Origin of the sequence: Perspicuibacillus lycopersici, from assembly GCF_025660475.1 — a bacterium.
GTDB lineage: Bacteria > Bacillota > Bacilli > Bacillales > Caldibacillaceae > Perspicuibacillus > Perspicuibacillus lycopersici.
Window position 1 is genome coordinate 147,750 of the sequence record NZ_JAOUSF010000001.1, and the last position, 17,594, is coordinate 165,343.

The window sequence follows — 17,594 nt, forward strand, 5'->3', positions numbered from 1 at the left end:
TGAATTCAGTCTGCTGGACTATTTCCAAGGATAAATCTCTATGAGAAAACAGACGTAAATTTTAAATAACGATAGAAAAATACAGCTTATAGGAAAAATCGTTGAATGTCGTTCCAGGTTACGACTAGCATTAATAACATCAATAATGCAAAGCCAATAAAATGAACAAATCCTTCTTTATTTTTATCGATTGGTTTACCTCTTAATGCTTCAATTCCAAAGAATAGCAATCTTCCGCCATCTAGGGCAGGAATTGGTAGGAGGTTCATAATTCCTAAATTAATACTTAGTAATGCGCCCCATCGCATCAAGTTAAAAATACCAGATTGTGCAACCGCTTCTGTGGAAGCATAGATTCCAACTGGACCAGAAAATGCATCAATCGTAAAGCCGCCAGTCACCAAATCACCAAGAATAATGAAGATTTGTTTAATCCAAAACCATGTTTCCGTTACACCATATTTAAACGCCTGTAATGGAGATTGTACCATTGGTTGATAAACGCCAATTTTTCCTTCCCCGTCAATATTTTGTGGAACGACGGGAATATCGACCATATCGCCATTTCTTTCCACAGTAAAGGTAATTGTCTTATCTGGATTTTTTTGAATGATTTCAACTATATCCATCCAGCTTGTAACTTGTGCACCATCAATAGAATAGACTACGTCTCCTTCCATTAACCCTGCTTCATTTGCTGAACCATCGTCGGTAATTTCCCCCAATATTGGTTCAGTAGAAGGAACTCCTTGAAAAAGACCAATAATAATAAAGATTAAAAACGCCAAAATAAAGTTGAAAAACGGACCTGCAAACATTGTTAAACTTCGGGCACCTAATGATTTCGAAGAAAATTGACGATCATATGGAGCAATATGAATTTCTACACCATTTTCTACTATCACAGCATTCCGATTGATATGATACGTTTTTAATGAGTACTCATCATCTTCTTCATATCCACTAATGATTAATTGATGTTCAATGTCTGCTTTTTCAACTTCAATGACACGAGCATCAGGATATTTTTCTTTTCGATTTAATATAATTTTTTTTACATTCTCCTGCTCATCAAAAACTAACCCTACTCGAAGGCCAGGACGTAAATCAATCAGTTCAGGATCTTCGCCTGCCATTCGAACATATCCACCAATTGGTAACAACCGGATCGTGTATAATGTTTCGTTTCTCTTATAAGAAAAGATTTTTGGTCCAAAACCAATGGCAAATTCCCGACAAAGGATTCCAGCCCTTTTGGCAAATATAAAATGTCCTAACTCATGGAAAAAAACGAGTGCGCCAAATAATATGATAAAAGCTAAAACGGTTGTAAGAGTACTCACTTAACATACCACCTTTGTGATTAAGTTTTGACCAATGATGATCATTTATGTATGAACAAAAGATGCTTTACAATTTATGAAATTGCTGTGCAATCGTCCGTGTTTCCATATCTACCGCTAGAATCGTTTCTAGCGACGGATTCTCAATACTCGAATGATTTTCTAATGCTTGTTCAATCCAATCTTCTATTGCTAAAAACGGTATTTTACCAGCTAAAAATGCAGCTACAGCAACTTCATTTGCTGCATTTAATACTACAGGCATCGTGCCGCCAATTTTCCCAGCTTCATAGGCAAAACGTAAACAGCGAAAACGATCCATGTCCATTTCCTGGAAATGTAGAGAGCCAATTTTTGCCAAATTTAACCGTTCAGCAGGTAAAGGTAGCCGTTCTGGGTAAGATAGAGCATATTGAATAGGAAGTCTCATATCCGGTGTTCCTAATTGTGCAATAATACTACTATCATGAAATTCAACAAGCGAGTGAATGGTGCTTTCTCGATGTAATACTACATCTATTTTTTCATAAGGAATATTAAACAGCCAATGGGCTTCAATTACTTCTAATCCTTTGTTCATCATCGTGGCAGAATCAATCGTAATTTTTGCTCCCATCGACCAGTTCGGATGATTTAATGCATCCTGCACTGTAACCGATTCTAACTGATCACGTGTTTTATCTCGAAAGCTCCCACCTGAAGCAGTTATAATTAGTCTTTCAATATTCTTCGGATTCTCCCCATTTAAACTTTGGAAAATGGCAGAATGTTCACTATCCACCGGTAAAATTGGTACATTTTTACTTTTTGCTTTTTCCATTACAAGATGTCCTGCCGTTACTAATGTCTCTTTATTCGCTAAAGCTATTGTTTTTCCTGCATCGATCGCTTGTAAAGTTGGTAAAAGTCCAACACTACCTAAAATTGCGTTAACCAATACTTCTGCTTGTGGATGGGTTGCAACTTCTATTATCCCTTCTAACCCATAGGTGAATTTAATAGAGCTAGGAAATTCCTTCAATAATATTTCATAATCCTGCTTTTCTTGTACAGATACAAGTTTCGGTTGAAATTGTGCAATGATTTTTCTCGCTAGCTCGATATTTTTACCAACCGATATGGCAATAAGCTTAAATTTTTTTGGGTGAATTCGTAAAATATCTAATGTTTGTTTCCCGATAGAGCCTGTAGCACCCAATAAACTAATTCCTTTCAATACCCTCACACACCCGTTTATAAATTATGTAGAAAAATAAATAATGGCATTACAAACAGCCAACTATCTACCCTGTCCAAAATCCCGCCATGACCAGGTAATAATGTCCCAGAGTCCTTCACATTGTAAAATCTCTTTAAAGCCGATTCTACAAGATCTCCAAGTTGTCCAAATACAGATAATAAAACAGACATGACCAGTAGTTTTACTAAAGAAAAACTGTTATTCAAATCGGTTAAATAGAAGAATAAAAGTGCAACAACAATAGCACAAATAATTCCACCTACAGACCCCTCTACTGTTTTATTTGGACTAATTTCTGGCCATAATTTCCGCTTACCAAAGGATTTTCCGATAAAATATGCACCTGAATCTGTTGCCCAAATTAAAATTAAGGCAAAAAACACAAAAAGGATACTTTCTGCTCTTGTCGCCATCAAATAGTAAAAACCAATGCCGAGGTATAGAACAGCTAACATACAAAAGCCTACTGATTCAAAGGAGAAACGATTTTTCGATAGAACAGAGTAGGAAAGAAAAATTAACACACCGAAAAGGATAATCTCTGTCTTTCCATCATCTATATGTCCAAAAACGTTTATATATTCTGTAGGTAATAAGAAAATCCATAATAACATTACAGAAAGAATTCCTGGTATGGATAAAATCTTTATTTGTTTCATCCGTAATACTTCATAAAGTGCGACAGATGCCATTAAATAAATTAATACTATAAATGGAATACCGCCAATAATTACTAATGGTAAAAAAATCAAAGCTGCGATAACTGCTGTGATGATTCTTTGTATCATTCAAAACCTCACCTTTATATTCCACCATAACGACGCGAACGGTTTTGATATTGTTCGATTGCTTGGAGGAAATGTTCTTCGTTAAAATCTGGCCATAATTCTTTTGTAAACCAAAATTCAGTATAGGCCAATTGCCATAGCATAAAGTTACTTAATCGTATTTCACCACTTGTTCGAATCAATAAATCTGGTTCTGTTAAGTGCTTTGTCATTAAATATTGAGAAAACAATTCATCATTAATGTCATTTTCACTTATTATACCATCTTTCACATCTTTTACGACATTTTTCACCGCAGAGATGATTTCAGCGCGGCTACCATAATTAAGCGCAAAATTTAAAATAAGTCCGTCGTTATCCTTAGTATCATTCATAGCCTTTTCAACTGCTTGCAATGTATGTTTTGGGATATTAGTTTTATCCCCAATCATCTGCACACGAACGTTTTTTTCCTTTAATTCAGGAAGATAAATATTTAAGAATTCTTCTGGTAATTTCATAATAAAATCAACTTCAGATTTCGGTCGTTTCCAATTCTCCGTTGAAAAAGCATATAATGTTAACGTTTTTAAACCAATTTCATTTGCTAATACAGTAATTTTTCTAACAACCTTCATTCCTTCATGATGTCCAGCAACACGAGGTAGTGATCTTTTTTTTGCCCAGCGGCCATTCCCATCCATAATGATTGCAACATGTGCAGGCACTTGATGCTTTTTCACATTATTTATTCGTTGTTTCGTATTCTCTGTATTTTTTTTGTTCTTTCGAAAAAATCTATTATAAAACATGGTCCATCCTCCAGTATTCACCAATCACATATAATAAGCGGAATGCTAGTCTATTTTGTTTTTCCTAACAGTTTATTATTATACAAACTTATAATGTAATATTAGAGCTAGCCAAAAAAAGGAAAGCAATTTTCCTGACTTTACTTATCATACCAAAATTTTTATCATTTCGCTTGCTATTTTCAAGGTAGATTAAAAATTATTTCATATACAAAATAAAATGGAGTATGAATTCCCATAGATCGTTTACTAAATATAAAAGAAATGACCCCTATTTTCGAGGGGTCTTATCAAATAATTTATTATTTCTTAGTATAGACAAATAAATAGATTATACTTCTAGAATTTCTTTTTCTTTATCCTTAGTCAATTGTTCTACCTTCGAAATACTGTCATCCGTTACTTTTTGTACGTCATCAGAAAGTCTACGCAATTCATCTTCCGTAATTTCGCCATTTTTTTCAAGCTTCTTCAATTCATCATTTGCATCACGACGAACATTTCGAATTGCAATTTTTGCTTCTTCTGCTTCTTTTTTCACTAATTTTGCTAGCTCACGACGACGTTCTTCTGTTAGCGCAGGAATCACCATACGAATGATAGAGCCATCACTAGTTGGATTAATACCAAGGTCAGACTTCATAATTGCTTTTTCGATGTCGCCTAAAATTGTTTTATCATACGGTTGAATAACTAGCATCCGTGCTTCCGGAACAGAGATGGAAGCTAATTGGTTGACTGGTGTTGGCGCACCATAATAATCAACAACAATTCTATCTAATAGCGATGCATTTGCCCGACCTGCACGAATAGAAGCTAGTTCTCGAGTATAAGCAGAGATTGCTTTAGACATTCTATCTTTCGCATTTGTTAATACTTGTTTTGACATTCTTATTTCCCCCTTACGATCGTACCGATATTATCACCGAGTACAACTTTTTTAATATTTCCTTCTTCCATAATCGAGAATACTATAAGAGGAATATCATTGTCCATACATAATGAAGAAGCGGTAGAATCCATTACTTGTAAGCCATTTTTAATAACATCCAAATAAGATAGTTCTGTATATTTTTTCGCATTTTTATCCTTCATTGGATCTGCGGTATATACCCCATCAACATTATTTTTCGCCATTAAAATAACTTCTGCTTCAATTTCAGCAGCTCTTAATGCAGCTGTTGTATCTGTAGAGAAGTATGGATTTCCTGTACCTGCTGCAAAAATAACGACACGTTTCTTTTCAAGATGACGGATAGCACGACGACGAATATACGGTTCTGCTACTTGGCGCATTTCAATAGAGGTTTGTACTCGCGTTTCAATGCCAAGCTGTTCTAAGCTATCTTGAAGTGCTAATGAGTTCATTACAGTAGCTAGCATCCCCATATAATCAGCAGTTGCACGATCCATTCCCATTTCACTACCAATTTTTCCACGCCAGATATTTCCACCGCCAACAACTACAGCTACTTCTACATCTAGTTCAGCAACTTCCTTTACTTGTTCCGCGATTGATTTAATGACTGACGGATTTATTCCAAATCCATGCTCACCAGCTAGAGCTTCACCACTTAATTTTAAAACAATGCGTTTATATTTAGGATTAGTCATATGTACCCCCATTAGGACTATTGCAATAATAATAATTAGAATTCATTTGTTATTTTTGTCGGCAATATCGTCTTATTACGTATAAATTTTTATTCGTAAATAGCAAATCGTGTCAATGCACGCTGCATACGCTCATCAATAAAATACATCCACTCAATATAGCCTTTGTAAAAAAGGTTGACACTAATGTATGATGTCAAGAATTTACTAATTGGACATCATACATTTGACAAGTCAACCTTCAAACGTAATTAGATTATTTTTTCACTTGGCTCATAACTTCTTCAGCAAAGTTTTCTTGGCGTTTTTCTAAGCCTTCACCAACTTCATAACGTACGAAGCTTTTTACTGTTGCATTATGAGATTTTACAAATTGACCTACTTTTTGATCTGGATTTTTTACAAAGCTTTGATCTAGTAGGCAAATTTCTTCGTAGAATTTGCCAAGACGGCCAACTACCATTTTTTCTACGATTGCTTCTGGTTTACCTTCGTTTAATGCTTGTTGTTTTAATACTTCTTTTTCACGTTCTACTTCATCTTGTGAAACTTGGTCACGAGATACATATTTAGGATTTAATGCAGCAATATGCATTGCAACATCTTTCGCAACACTTTCATCAGTTGTCCCTTCAAGAAGTGTTAATACAGAGATACGTCCACCTAAATGCTTGTAAGCACCAAATGCATCGTTATCACCTTTTGTTACAACAGTAAAACGACGAAGTGTAAGTTTTTCACCAATTTTTGCGATAGCAGAGTTAATATGCTCAGATACTTTCACACCATTATCCATTGTTTGTTCTGTAGCTTCTTCTACTGTTGCTGGTTTGTTTTTAAGTAAATGTTTAGCTAATTCAGAAACTAGTGTTGTAAATCCTTCGTTTTTCGCTACGAAGTCAGTTTCAGAGTTAACTTCAAGGATAACTGCATCATTACCTTCAGTTAAAATGTAAGTAATACCTTCTGCAGCAATACGATCCGCTTTTTTCGCAGCCTTTGCAATACCTTTTTCACGAAGGTAATCAATTGCTTTATCCATATCACCGTCAGTTTCTGTTAATGCTTTTTTGCAGTCCATCATTCCTGCACCAGTTTTTTCACGTAATTCTTTAACCATTTGCGCTGTAATAGCCATGATTGTTTCCTCCTTCAATTTTTTATATTTTGCACTTTATGTACTAAATTACTCTATTGTTTCCCGAATGTGTGCTTGTGCTTTACATAAGATACAACGGGTGGTTTGCTTTTCTTAAAAAAAGGTGATAAGGGTTTCCTCTTATCACCTTTATTGTTAAAATCCCTTATTCAGCAGATGTTGCAGCAACTTCTACTTCTTCACCTTGTTTTGCTTCTAAGATTGCATCAGCCATTTTACCAGTTAATAGTTTAACAGCACGAATTGCATCATCATTTGCTGGAATTACGTAATCAATTTCATCCGGATCACAGTTTGTATCTACAATACCTACGATAGGAATATTTAATTTACGTGCTTCTTGAACTGCGATACGTTCTTTACGAGGATCGATTACAAATAAGCAATCTGGAAGACCCTTCATATCTTTAATTCCGCCTAGGAATTTTTCTAAACGTTCTTGTTCTTTTTTCAATCCAACTACTTCTTTTTTAGGAAGTACTTCAAATGTACCGTCTTCAGCCATTTTTTCAATAGCTTTCAAGCGTTGAATACGTTTTTGAATTGTTTCAAAGTTTGTTAATGTTCCACCTAACCAACGATGGTTTACATAGTACATACCAACACGTTCTGCTTCTGATTTCACAGATTCTTGTGCTTGTTTTTTCGTACCAACAAATAAAACATTACCGCCTTCTGCAGCGATTTCTTTCATAAAGTTGTAAGCTTCCTCAACTTTTTTCACTGTTTTTTGTAGGTCAATAATGTAAATGCCGTTTCTTTCTTGGAAAATATATTTTTTCATTTTAGGATTCCAACGGCGTGTTTGGTGTCCAAAGTGTACACCAGCTTCAAGCAATTGCTTCATAGAAAGTACTGTCATTTTTTGTTTCCTCCTGTTATGGTTTTATTTATCCTCCGCTCACTTCATCTTTAAATAGGACTGTTAAAGTTATAAGTATAATTGCTTATTTCTTTTACAGCACCACTACTCAAATCCATAAGCGTGTGTATTAACACCATCAAATAATATAGCATAATAATTTACGACAATCAAGATTAGATTTAGAGAAAATAATATTTTAAATATTTCTTTTCTTTGTATTAACCTAATGATTTTGATTCATACTGTTTTTCGCGAGTGTCGAAAGAGCGGGAGTAAATCTAATCAATAGCTCGATTTCTGTCTTTCCTTTATTTACAGCTTTTGCAATTTCTTCAATTGTTAATCCGTCCATTAACATATTTTTTATTTGATTTACATCTTTATCATGTTTATTAAAGCTATTATCGTCATTAACAATAGGATTGGTTATCTCCTGTGTATTTTTTTCGATAGCAGGATACTCCAGTGTTGTTGCATTATTTTTTGCCACTTCAAATTCCGGTTGATAATGATTAAGTGCTTTTTCATACGGAAAAGGGTTTTCCAAAGTCATATTACTCTCTGTTTGCTCTCCTTTATATGGTGAGGATTCCTCTTGAGGATAATGGTCGTCTAAAATATCCTTTAGATCTTTTAATTTTACCTCATTGTCCTTCAATTCTGGTGCTTCTGAAGTGGCTAGACTTTTAAATTCTTTGTTTAGTTCCATTGCATCATGTGGTTCATGCTGCATTTTTTGGAAATTAGCAATGAACTGTTCATTTTCTTCTTTCATTTGAAACAAAAATGCTTCGATAGAATCCTCTAACGCTTTTGTTATTCTTTTATATTTTTTCTCCATTTTCATTAGACGGTTTTGTCTCATGAATAACGTAATAATTGCAAGTAGTGCAATTACGGTTAACAGTATATTAATGATTACAAGAAATAGCATAATACTCTTCCTTCTTTGTAAAGAAATCATTTTCCTATTCATGAATTCTTCAATTTTTATACATATTTAATGGCTGATACTACCCTACTTGTCGAGTGTAGGCTGATGAGAGTAGCAAACTTACGGGAATTCGGTCTGCTCCTTGGTAAAGAGAATGATTTCTATTTCCTCATTCTTTTAATAAGCTTCTTAATGTTGCTAACGCTTTGGAATGGATTTGGGAAATTCTTGAGGTGGAGCGTTCCATTATTTGACCAATTTCGGTAAATGTCAATTCTTCTTTGTAAAATAAGCTTAATACTAATTGTTCATTTTTCGATAAATTGCTTATGACTTCTGCTAGTTCTTGAATTTTTTCGGAATGAATCAATTCCTCTTCTGGATTTCTAATTTTTTCGTCTTTAATAACAAAAGATTGTGAATCACTTTCTCCTTGATCCAATGTTTCATCCATCGAAAGGATATTTGAATAAAAGGTTTCGTCTAAAAGTGCATACACTTCTTCCTCACTAATACCCATTTCTGCAGCAATTTCAGCAGGGGTAACATTACGCAAATATTTTTGTTCCAAACGGGAAATGGTTCCTTCTAGTTTCTTTGCTTTCTCTCTTGTTTTCCTTGGCATCCAATCCTCTTTACGTAGACCATCTAATATTGCCCCACGAATTCGGAAGGATGCATATGTTTCGAACTTCAAATCGCGACTAGGATCAAACTTGTCAATTGATTCATAAAGCCCCACTAAGGCTAAGCTTTTTAGCTCTTCTTTTGCAATTGAATTAGGTAATGTTTTATATATTTTTTCGGTTATGATATGAACGAGTGACATATATTTTTCTACTAACATATTTGCTGCATCATCGTTGCGTTCGTTTTTCCATTGTTCAAAAAGGGAGAGTTCTTCTGCTTTTGTCAAATCATTTTTTCGTCTTGTTTTTTCATCACTAGTTATATAAGGCATAGGGTTCCCCCTCCTTTGCCATAGAATGTATTAGAAACCGAAAATCAATTTATGGTAAAAGGAATCGTTAAATTTCATCGCTTCCCTTGTTGACAGTCTTAATGAATAATCTACCCGTTTTCGGGTTAAATTCAATGGTCCGACCGTTCGACCCACCAATGTCCTCTGCTACTAATGGAATCTGCAATCTTGCTAGTTCCCTTTTCACCGCAATACTATTCCTCTCCCCAATTTTCATCATGTCATTTTGGGTAGCGAATTGAAACATTTGCGCTCCACCAGCGATTTTTGCTTTCAAATACGTAGTCCGTGCCCCATTTTCTTGTAAAACTTTTACTAATGCTTCCACAGCAGTATCGGCAAATTTTGCAGCATTCACATTTTTCCCCCTAGATAAAGTGGAATCTGGGAGCATAATATGTGCCAATCCAGCAACTTGCTGTCCTAAATCATAAAGGATTACTCCTACACATGATCCTAGTCCAGATGTACGAATAGTATTTGGCGCATGTACAATATTCATATCTGCTATACCTACTTTAATAACAATTCCATCTTCATTCATCATTCGTAAACACCTAGTGATTCAAATACCTTTGTAAAGGAATCTGGATCAGGAAGTAAGAAGAAATGCCCTTTAATTAAATCTCCATCCCGTGCTGCGTTTGAATCACTAACCTCAGTATCAATTACAATAGCAAAATCACTTATTTGGGAAATTTCTAACAATCCATAGCTGATTATTGCGCCGAACATATCAATTCCAACAGCAGGAACAGATGGTTTTAATTGTAGCTGTGTAAAATCAGATACTGCTGCTAAATAAGAGCCTGTTAAAATATTGCCCATTTCTTGAAATGCAGATAGAACTATTTCCGGCACATTTTCATTTTTAAGGGAAAAATTGGACATTCCAGTTAATTGCCGAACAAAGGAATCTGCTTCATCTACTGGAAGGATATAAAACATATACCCTGTAAAATCACCTTCAATTTGCAAAAATACAGAAGCAACCATTTGCTCTGATCCACCAATAAGCTCCATAATTTCTGCAAACGAAAGGATTCGTACGACAGGAACATTCATTTCAATTTTTTTATTTAAAAGCTTAGATAATGCCGTAGCCGCATTTCCTGCACCGATATTACTCGCTTCTTTTAAAACATCCATCTGTAAACTACTGATTGATTGAATTGGATCCATAGTTAGTACCTTTCTATTTAATAAGTTAATAGTTTTTCAATATCAAGCAAAACCATTAGCTGATCATTTTTTTTAATTACACCTTCAAAGAAATTATGCTGTTCTGTATTGTAGGTAGATGTATTGCTTTCAATATCTTGTGGTGCAATATCGATAATATCCATTGCTTCATCAACAATAAAGCCAACTTCTTTGTCGTTTGTCGATATAATAATTACCCGCGTAGTCTCAGAATATGAAATTTCATCTAAATGTAGCTGTGTGCGTAAATCCGCAATTGGAATAATGACCCCACGTAAATTAATCACACCTTTAATATAAGCTGGAACATGAGGGACTCGTGTCATTGGCAGCATTCTTTCAATGGACTTAACATATTTTACATCCAAAGCATATAATTTTTGATCTAGTACAAACGTAATTATTTTTCGCTCCTGGTCTAGTGCTTGAACAGTCATCTGTGAACCTCCATTTCCTACAAATCAATTAATCTAATAAAACATTACAGTCAATAATTAACGATACTTGTCCATCTCCTAAAATAGTGGCACCGGAAATACCATAAACATTGGATAAGTAATTTCCTAGAGACTTAATAACGACTTCCTTTTGACCTATAAAGGAAGATACGACAAGTCCTGCAAGTTTTTCACCTTTTTGAATAATGACTATAGATAGTTCGCTGTCCTGATTAGGAGCATCGGAAACTTGAAAAACTTCCTGTAAATAGATAAGTGGTAGGACGCGATTTCGGAATCGAAATACAGGTTGTGTTTGCACATATTCGATAGCGCGCTTATCTAACATAATATTTTCCACAATATTAGATAACGGGATCGAATAGGTTTCTTGATTCACATCTACAAGTAACACAGAAATAATTGTTAACGTGAGTGGAAGTTCAATTAGGAATTGAGTGCCCACCATTTCTTTCGATTGTACAGTTATTGATCCACCTAATGATTGGATTGTATTTTTCACGACATCCAATCCTACACCTCTTCCGGAAATATCAGAAACAGTGTCAGCAGTTGAAAAACCAGGCGTAAATATTAAATCGTAAATTTCCCGTTCGGTTAATTGCTTACTTTGTTGTGAATCTATAATACCTTTTGCTATTGCTTTTGCTAAAACTTTTTCACTATTTATTCCACTGCCATCGTCACTTATCTCAATAATGACATGATTACCGCGATGATAAGCTTTTAATTGTATTGTTCCCATTTCTGGCTTGCCATTTTTTATGCGTTCTTCCGGTAATTCAATTCCATGGTCGATAGAGTTTCTTATTAAATGTACTAACGGATCCCCTATCTCATCGATAACCGTCCGATCTAACTCAGTATCCTCTCCAAGTAGTTCTAAATGAATTTTTTTATGTAGCTCACGAGATAGTTGACGGACCATTTTTGGAAATCTTTGAAACACGGTTTCAATTGCTACCATTCGAATATTTAATATTATCGATTGCAAATCACTGGAAACACGGGTTATTTTTTCAACGGTTTCACTTAATACCGGTTGATTTAATTCTTGTGAAATTTGCTCTAGTCTACCTCTGTCAATAATCAGCTCTTCAAATAAATTCATTAACACATCTAGCTTTTCCAAGTTAACACGAATCGTTTTATTCATTGGGATCTTTGCAATAGCTTTACTTGCTTCCGGATTTTTAAATATGGGTTCTTCTTCATCGATAGTTAGCTGCTCTTGTGCTGCATTATTATTGGTATTTCCTTTCAGGTCCCCAAGATTAATAGGAATAATCGTTACATTCATTACTTCTGAAACGTCCATAATTTTCTGTTCAAGTAGTTCTGCGGATTCAAGTGACACACAAGTGATAATAAATTGATTATCAAATTGTTCCTTTTCCAATTCTGTTACCGATGGATCACTTTTAATGATTTCACCCAATTGTTGAACCTCTTGAAATACCATATAGCTTCTTGCATATTTAAGCATACATTCATCACTTAACTGAACAGTAATGCTATACACTTGAAAGCCTTGATTTATCGATTCCTCGATCATATTTAATTCAAATTCATTAAAGTTTCCAAGTAATGTTTCATTTTCTATTGCCATTGTTCGTGTTGCGGCAATTTCGTTATTACTACCAGTAATACTACCTTGATTTTCGACTCCCCGTAATTTCTCAACAATTGCAGAAACATCTATTTTACCATCGTTTCCAGTAGCAATCGAATCTACCATCTTCTCTATTAAATCAATCGCATCAAAAATAATATCTAATAAATTTGAGGAGAACGGATATTTTTTATTTTTAATTCCGTCCAGTACATTCTCCATTTGATGTGTTAATTTAGTCATATCATCGAAACCCATTGTAGCTGACATACCTTTTAATGTATGTGCAGAGCGAAATATTTCGTTAACTATTTCCATATTTTCAGGGTTCATCTCTAATTGAAGAAGATTTTCATTACATGTTTGGATATGTTCTCTACTTTCTGCAATAAAAACTTCTAAATAATGGTCCATTCCCACTTCTTCCACCCCGCAATTAATAAAGAGTTCTATCTTCCAATTAATATAGAACGTAATTTATCGATAAATTGATTCGGTTCTTTTTTTGCTCTTTCATCATCTTCATAATTCAGTAAAAATTGATATGCTAGCCATTTCATTTTTTTTGATGCCTGAGCGTTTGGTTTGAAAATAATAAACGGTATTTGCATTTTTACTGCATGGACAACCTGTGAATCTTCTGGAATAAACCCAATTACTTCTGCATCCTTCTGTAAAAAATGATCCATTGCCTGAAGTAATCGTTCAAATGTTTCCATGTTCTCACGATCATTTTTCATTCGATTCCCCATTAAGTGTATGTTTATATTCGGGGATTGTAAATATAGATATTTAATTGCGGAATAAGCATCCATTATCGATGTTGGCTCTGGTGTAACGACAACGAAAATATGCTCGACAAATGCAAGAAACTGAACAAGTCCTTCATCCATACCAGCACCAATATCAAAAACTAAATAATCATATTCGTATAAAAGCCAGTGCAATTCTTTTATTAAGTATTCAATTCTACTTTTATCTAATTTAACAAACTGATCTAAACCCGAGCCACCAGCAATAAAATGAATACCTTCTGGCCCTTCTTCAATAATACGATCTAAAGGGCAATCCTCCATAAAATAATGGGCAATTGTTTTGTTAGGGGTAATACCAGCTAGTAAATCAATATTTCCCATCCCTATATCTAAATCAAAGATCAATACTCTTTTTCCCTGCTGTGCCAAAGCAATCGAAAAGTTTAAGGAAACATTGGATTTTCCAACTCCCCCTTTACCACTTATAAAAGCAATTGTTTTGGCATTTTTACCATTTAATTGTCTCTTAATGCGATAACGTAATTTTTCTGCTTGATCATTCATTGACTTCTACCCCAATAATTTTTTCAATAATCCATTTTGGTGATGCTTCCACAATATCATCAGGTACGTCTTGTCCATTCGTAATATAGGCAATGCCTTTATTATATTTAAGCGATAAATTTAATATGGAGCCAAAATAAGAGGTTTCGTCAAGCTTAGTGAAAATAAATTTATCAATTGGTATGGAAGAAAATTGTGAATAAATATCATCCATGTCCGTTTCTTTCCCAGTTAACGAAAAGACCAAATATGTTTCCATATTATCTTCATAATCAATCGTATTTTGTAACTCCTTCACATATTGTTCATTTAAGAAATTCCGGCCTGCAGTATCAATAAATACTAAATCATAGTGAGAAAATAAATGAACTGCCCGTCTAAAATCGGTTTTATTATAACAAACCTCTACTGGAGCATTTAATATTTTCGCATATGTTTTTAGTTGCTCTACTGCACCGATTCGAAATGTATCGGTTGTAATGAAAGCTATTCTTTTATGCAAATTAATTGCACTATGTGCCGCCATTTTTGCAAGTGTCGTCGTTTTACCGACCCCTGTTGGCCCGATAACATTGATGAATTTCTTTTGTAAAGTAATTCCGCCAAGTGGATATACACTTAATAACCGATATAAGTGCTGATAGACAAAGTTTTCCGCTTCCTCATCAGATACATTCCCCTTATTTCCATAATAGTTTTCCAAAATCGCTTCAACTAAGCCATCTAATATTTCTTGTGAAATTTCCTGATGAATCAAACGTTCATAAATAGCAGTATACGGTTTCGGTATTGCATGCATGGTTGGTTTCGCATGTTCATTTTTTGAAATAGACGTTATCATTTTTTTCAGTTCTTGAATTTCTTGAAGTAGCCGTATTTCATCATTAGGTTTCTCGTTTTCTATCTTTTTCTCTACTTTTTGTTCGATTGCAGCCTCAGGTGTTGGAGTTTCCTTTATAATTGTTTCTTTTTCTCGCATTTCTTTATCAATCATTGGATAATCACGAAAATCTAATGGTTTCTTTTCGTGTAATTGAACCGTTTGATCAACTGCAGCAATTACTTCGATATTTTTTTTTCGAAAGAGACCGAAAAATCCACCTTTGTATACAATTTTCGAATTTAATATTACGGCATCTCTACCCAGTTCTGCGCGAATCTTTTTCATCGCTTCAGGCATTGTCGGCGCAACATATTTTTTTACCTTCATTCAACATTCACCACCCCAACACTTTGTACTTCCATATTTGCATCTAATTCATTATAAGACAGAATTGGAACTTGCGGGAAATATCGCTCGGTTAATTCACGAACATACATCCGAATCGCTGGAGAACAAAGAATAATTGCTGTTTGGTTTAGCATCGTCATATGTTCCATTTGCTTAGCGATGCTTTCTAAAATTGCTTGCGATTGATTAGGATCTAATGCTAAGTAATTTCCATGCTCAGTCTGTTGAATATGATCTGCAACTAATTTTTCTACTCTTCCAGATAACGTCAATACTTTTAATGTATCGTCGTCTTGTTTATATTGATTGGTAATTTGTTTCGCAAGGCTTTGTCGAACATATTCCGTTAATATATCAGGATCTGTCGTCATTTTACAAAAATCTGCTAATGTCTCAAATATAACTGGCAAATTCCGTATCGAAACTCTTTCCTTTAATAGTTTTGCCAATACCTTTTGAATATCCCCTGTAGATAATGGATTTGGTGTTACTTCTTCTACCAATATAGGATAGGTTTCTTTTAAATGGTCGATTAATTGTTTCGTTTCCTGACGACCAAGTAGTTCATGTGCTGAATTTTTTAATACCTCTGTTAAATGAGTACTTACAACCGAAGGCGGATCAACTACTGTATAACCGGAAATTTCCGCATTTGTTTTTTGATCCTCCGTAATCCAAATCGCAGGAATTCCAAATGCTGGTTCTACTGTATCAATCCCGGTAATAGAAGGATCATCCACTCCAGGACTCATGGCTAAATAATGATCCAACAGTATTTCTCCTTTTCCCACCTCATGACCTTTTATTTTCATTCGGTATTCATTTGGAGCAAGCTGAATATTGTCTCGAATCCGGACAACCGGAATAACGAGTCCAAGCTCTAGCGCCAGCTGCCTTCGAATCATAACAACGCGATCTAATAAGTCTCCTCCTTGACTAGAATCTGCTAACGGTATTAATCCATAACCAAATTCAAATTCAATCGGATCGATATTTAATAAGTTCACAACATTTTCCGGCTTCCGTAATTCATCACTCGCTATTTCTTCTTCTACATCTGGCGAGATAGTTTCCTCGAGCTTTTTCTGATTGGATAACGTGTACCCACCAAATATTAGTAACCCAGCAATTGGAATCGTTAATATATCGTTGATAGGTGTAAATAAACCAAGTAGAAAAATTGTTCCCCCCGTTACATACAACATTTTTGGAAAAGCAAATAATTGTGAAGTAACATCATGGCCCATATTTCCTTCCGATGCTGCCCTTGTAACAATTATCGCAGTTGCTGTTGAAATTAGTAATGCCGGTAGCTGACTGACAATTCCATCCCCTACTGTTAATAAAGAATAATGACTTGCTGCCTCTGCAAACGGCATGCCTTGCTGAACCATTCCAATAACGATTCCAAATATCAAGTTAATAAATACAATGATAATACCAGCAATAGCATCACCTTTAACAAACTTACTAGCTCCATCCATTGCTCCATAAAAGTCTGCTTCACGGCTTACTTTTTGTCTTCGTGTACGTGCCTCTTGTTCGGAAATCATCCCTGCATTTAAATCTGCATCGATGCTCATTTGCTTCCCTGGCATCGCATCTAATGTAAAACGGGCTGCAACCTCAGCTACACGTTCCGCACCCTTTGTTATAACAACGAATTGAATGATAACAAGAATAAAGAATACAACTAGCCCAACGATTACTTCACCGCCAACAACGAATGTTCCAAATGTTTCCACAACACCTCCAGCATCGCCTTCAGATAATATGGAACGTGTTGTGGAAACATTCAAACCTAGCCGAAATAAAGTTAATAACAGTAAGAGAGATGGGAAAATGGAGAACTCCAATGGTTCACGCATATTCATTGTCGTCAATAACACTAACAACGCAAGTGTAATATTCGTAATGATAAAAATACTTAACATCCAGGATGGTAAGGGAATAATTAGCATAACAATAATTAACACTACGCCAAAAATTACCGATAAATCTCTTGCTGACATAATCCATTCTCTCCTAACGTGCTTTTACGAGAAATACATCTAT

Annotated in this window: 17 protein-coding genes; all 17 read right to left on the reverse strand. The window is 34.8% G+C overall.

Annotation, left to right across the window (positions count from 1 at the left end):
• Positions 1 to 86: 86 nt before the first annotated feature.
• Positions 87 to 1,343: an RIP metalloprotease RseP gene (gene rseP, locus OEV98_RS00680; protein WP_263071205.1), complete on the reverse strand. Its 1,257-nt coding sequence runs from the start codon at positions 1,341 to 1,343 to the stop codon at positions 87 to 89.
• A gap of 67 nt (positions 1,344 to 1,410) precedes the next feature.
• A complete protein-coding gene (dxr, locus tag OEV98_RS00685; protein ID WP_263071206.1) occupies positions 1,411 to 2,559 on the reverse strand; it encodes a 1-deoxy-D-xylulose-5-phosphate reductoisomerase in 1,149 nt (382 codons plus the stop codon).
• A gap of 17 nt (positions 2,560 to 2,576) precedes the next feature.
• Positions 2,577 to 3,371 (reverse strand): phosphatidate cytidylyltransferase, encoded by a 795-nt coding sequence (locus OEV98_RS00690; protein ID WP_263071207.1) that lies wholly within the window; start codon positions 3,369 to 3,371, stop codon positions 2,577 to 2,579.
• A 14-nt stretch (positions 3,372 to 3,385) separates the two neighbouring features.
• Positions 3,386 to 4,162 (reverse strand): isoprenyl transferase, encoded by a 777-nt coding sequence (locus tag OEV98_RS00695; RefSeq protein WP_263071208.1) that lies wholly within the window; start codon positions 4,160 to 4,162, stop codon positions 3,386 to 3,388.
• Positions 4,163 to 4,493: 331 nt separating this feature from the next.
• Positions 4,494 to 5,051, reverse strand: coding sequence for a ribosome recycling factor (frr, locus tag OEV98_RS00700; RefSeq protein ID WP_263071209.1), 558 nt, complete (start codon positions 5,049 to 5,051; stop codon positions 4,494 to 4,496).
• Positions 5,052 to 5,053: 2 nt separating this feature from the next.
• The gene (gene pyrH, locus OEV98_RS00705) at positions 5,054 to 5,776 is read right to left on the reverse strand and encodes a UMP kinase (RefSeq protein ID WP_263071210.1); all 723 of its coding nucleotides are present in this window, start codon (positions 5,774 to 5,776) and stop codon (positions 5,054 to 5,056) included.
• A 256-nt stretch (positions 5,777 to 6,032) separates the two neighbouring features.
• Positions 6,033 to 6,914: a translation elongation factor Ts gene (gene tsf, locus OEV98_RS00710; RefSeq protein ID WP_263071211.1), complete on the reverse strand. Its 882-nt coding sequence runs from the start codon at positions 6,912 to 6,914 to the stop codon at positions 6,033 to 6,035.
• A gap of 166 nt (positions 6,915 to 7,080) precedes the next feature.
• Complete coding sequence (gene rpsB / locus OEV98_RS00715) at positions 7,081 to 7,797, reverse strand: 30S ribosomal protein S2 (RefSeq protein ID WP_263071212.1); 717 nt, start codon at positions 7,795 to 7,797, stop codon at positions 7,081 to 7,083.
• Positions 7,798 to 8,023: 226 nt separating this feature from the next.
• Positions 8,024 to 8,734, reverse strand: a complete 711-nt coding sequence (locus OEV98_RS00720) for a hypothetical protein (protein ID WP_263071213.1) — start codon at positions 8,732 to 8,734, stop codon at positions 8,024 to 8,026.
• A gap of 169 nt (positions 8,735 to 8,903) precedes the next feature.
• Positions 8,904 to 9,695, reverse strand: coding sequence for a FliA/WhiG family RNA polymerase sigma factor (locus tag OEV98_RS00725; protein ID WP_263071214.1), 792 nt, complete (start codon positions 9,693 to 9,695; stop codon positions 8,904 to 8,906).
• 67 nt (positions 9,696 to 9,762) lie between these two features.
• Positions 9,763 to 10,260: a chemotaxis protein CheD gene (locus tag OEV98_RS00730; RefSeq protein ID WP_317633778.1), complete on the reverse strand. Its 498-nt coding sequence runs from the start codon at positions 10,258 to 10,260 to the stop codon at positions 9,763 to 9,765.
• Entirely contained in the window at positions 10,260 to 10,898 is a 639-nt protein-coding gene (locus OEV98_RS00735; RefSeq protein ID WP_263071216.1) for a chemotaxis protein CheC, read from the reverse strand. Before OEV98_RS00735 ends, OEV98_RS00730 begins: the two co-directional genes overlap by 1 nt.
• Before the next feature lie 17 nt (positions 10,899 to 10,915).
• Positions 10,916 to 11,356 carry a chemotaxis protein CheW gene (locus OEV98_RS00740; protein WP_263071217.1) on the reverse strand — a complete coding sequence of 147 codons (441 nt, stop codon included), beginning with the start codon at positions 11,354 to 11,356 and terminating at the stop codon, positions 10,916 to 10,918.
• 28 nt (positions 11,357 to 11,384) lie between these two features.
• Entirely contained in the window at positions 11,385 to 13,409 is a 2,025-nt protein-coding gene (locus OEV98_RS00745) for a chemotaxis protein CheA (protein WP_263071218.1), read from the reverse strand.
• Positions 13,410 to 13,438: 29 nt separating this feature from the next.
• Positions 13,439 to 14,308 carry a MinD/ParA family protein gene (locus OEV98_RS00750; RefSeq protein ID WP_263071219.1) on the reverse strand — a complete coding sequence of 290 codons (870 nt, stop codon included), beginning with the start codon at positions 14,306 to 14,308 and terminating at the stop codon, positions 13,439 to 13,441.
• Positions 14,301 to 15,518, reverse strand: coding sequence for a flagellar biosynthesis protein FlhF (gene flhF, locus OEV98_RS00755; protein ID WP_263071220.1), 1,218 nt, complete (start codon positions 15,516 to 15,518; stop codon positions 14,301 to 14,303). Before flhF ends, OEV98_RS00750 begins: the two co-directional genes overlap by 8 nt.
• The gene (gene flhA, locus OEV98_RS00760; RefSeq protein WP_263071221.1) at positions 15,515 to 17,551 is read right to left on the reverse strand and encodes a flagellar biosynthesis protein FlhA; all 2,037 of its coding nucleotides are present in this window, start codon (positions 17,549 to 17,551) and stop codon (positions 15,515 to 15,517) included. Before flhA ends, flhF begins: the two co-directional genes overlap by 4 nt.
• Positions 17,552 to 17,594: the final 43 nt, after the last annotated feature.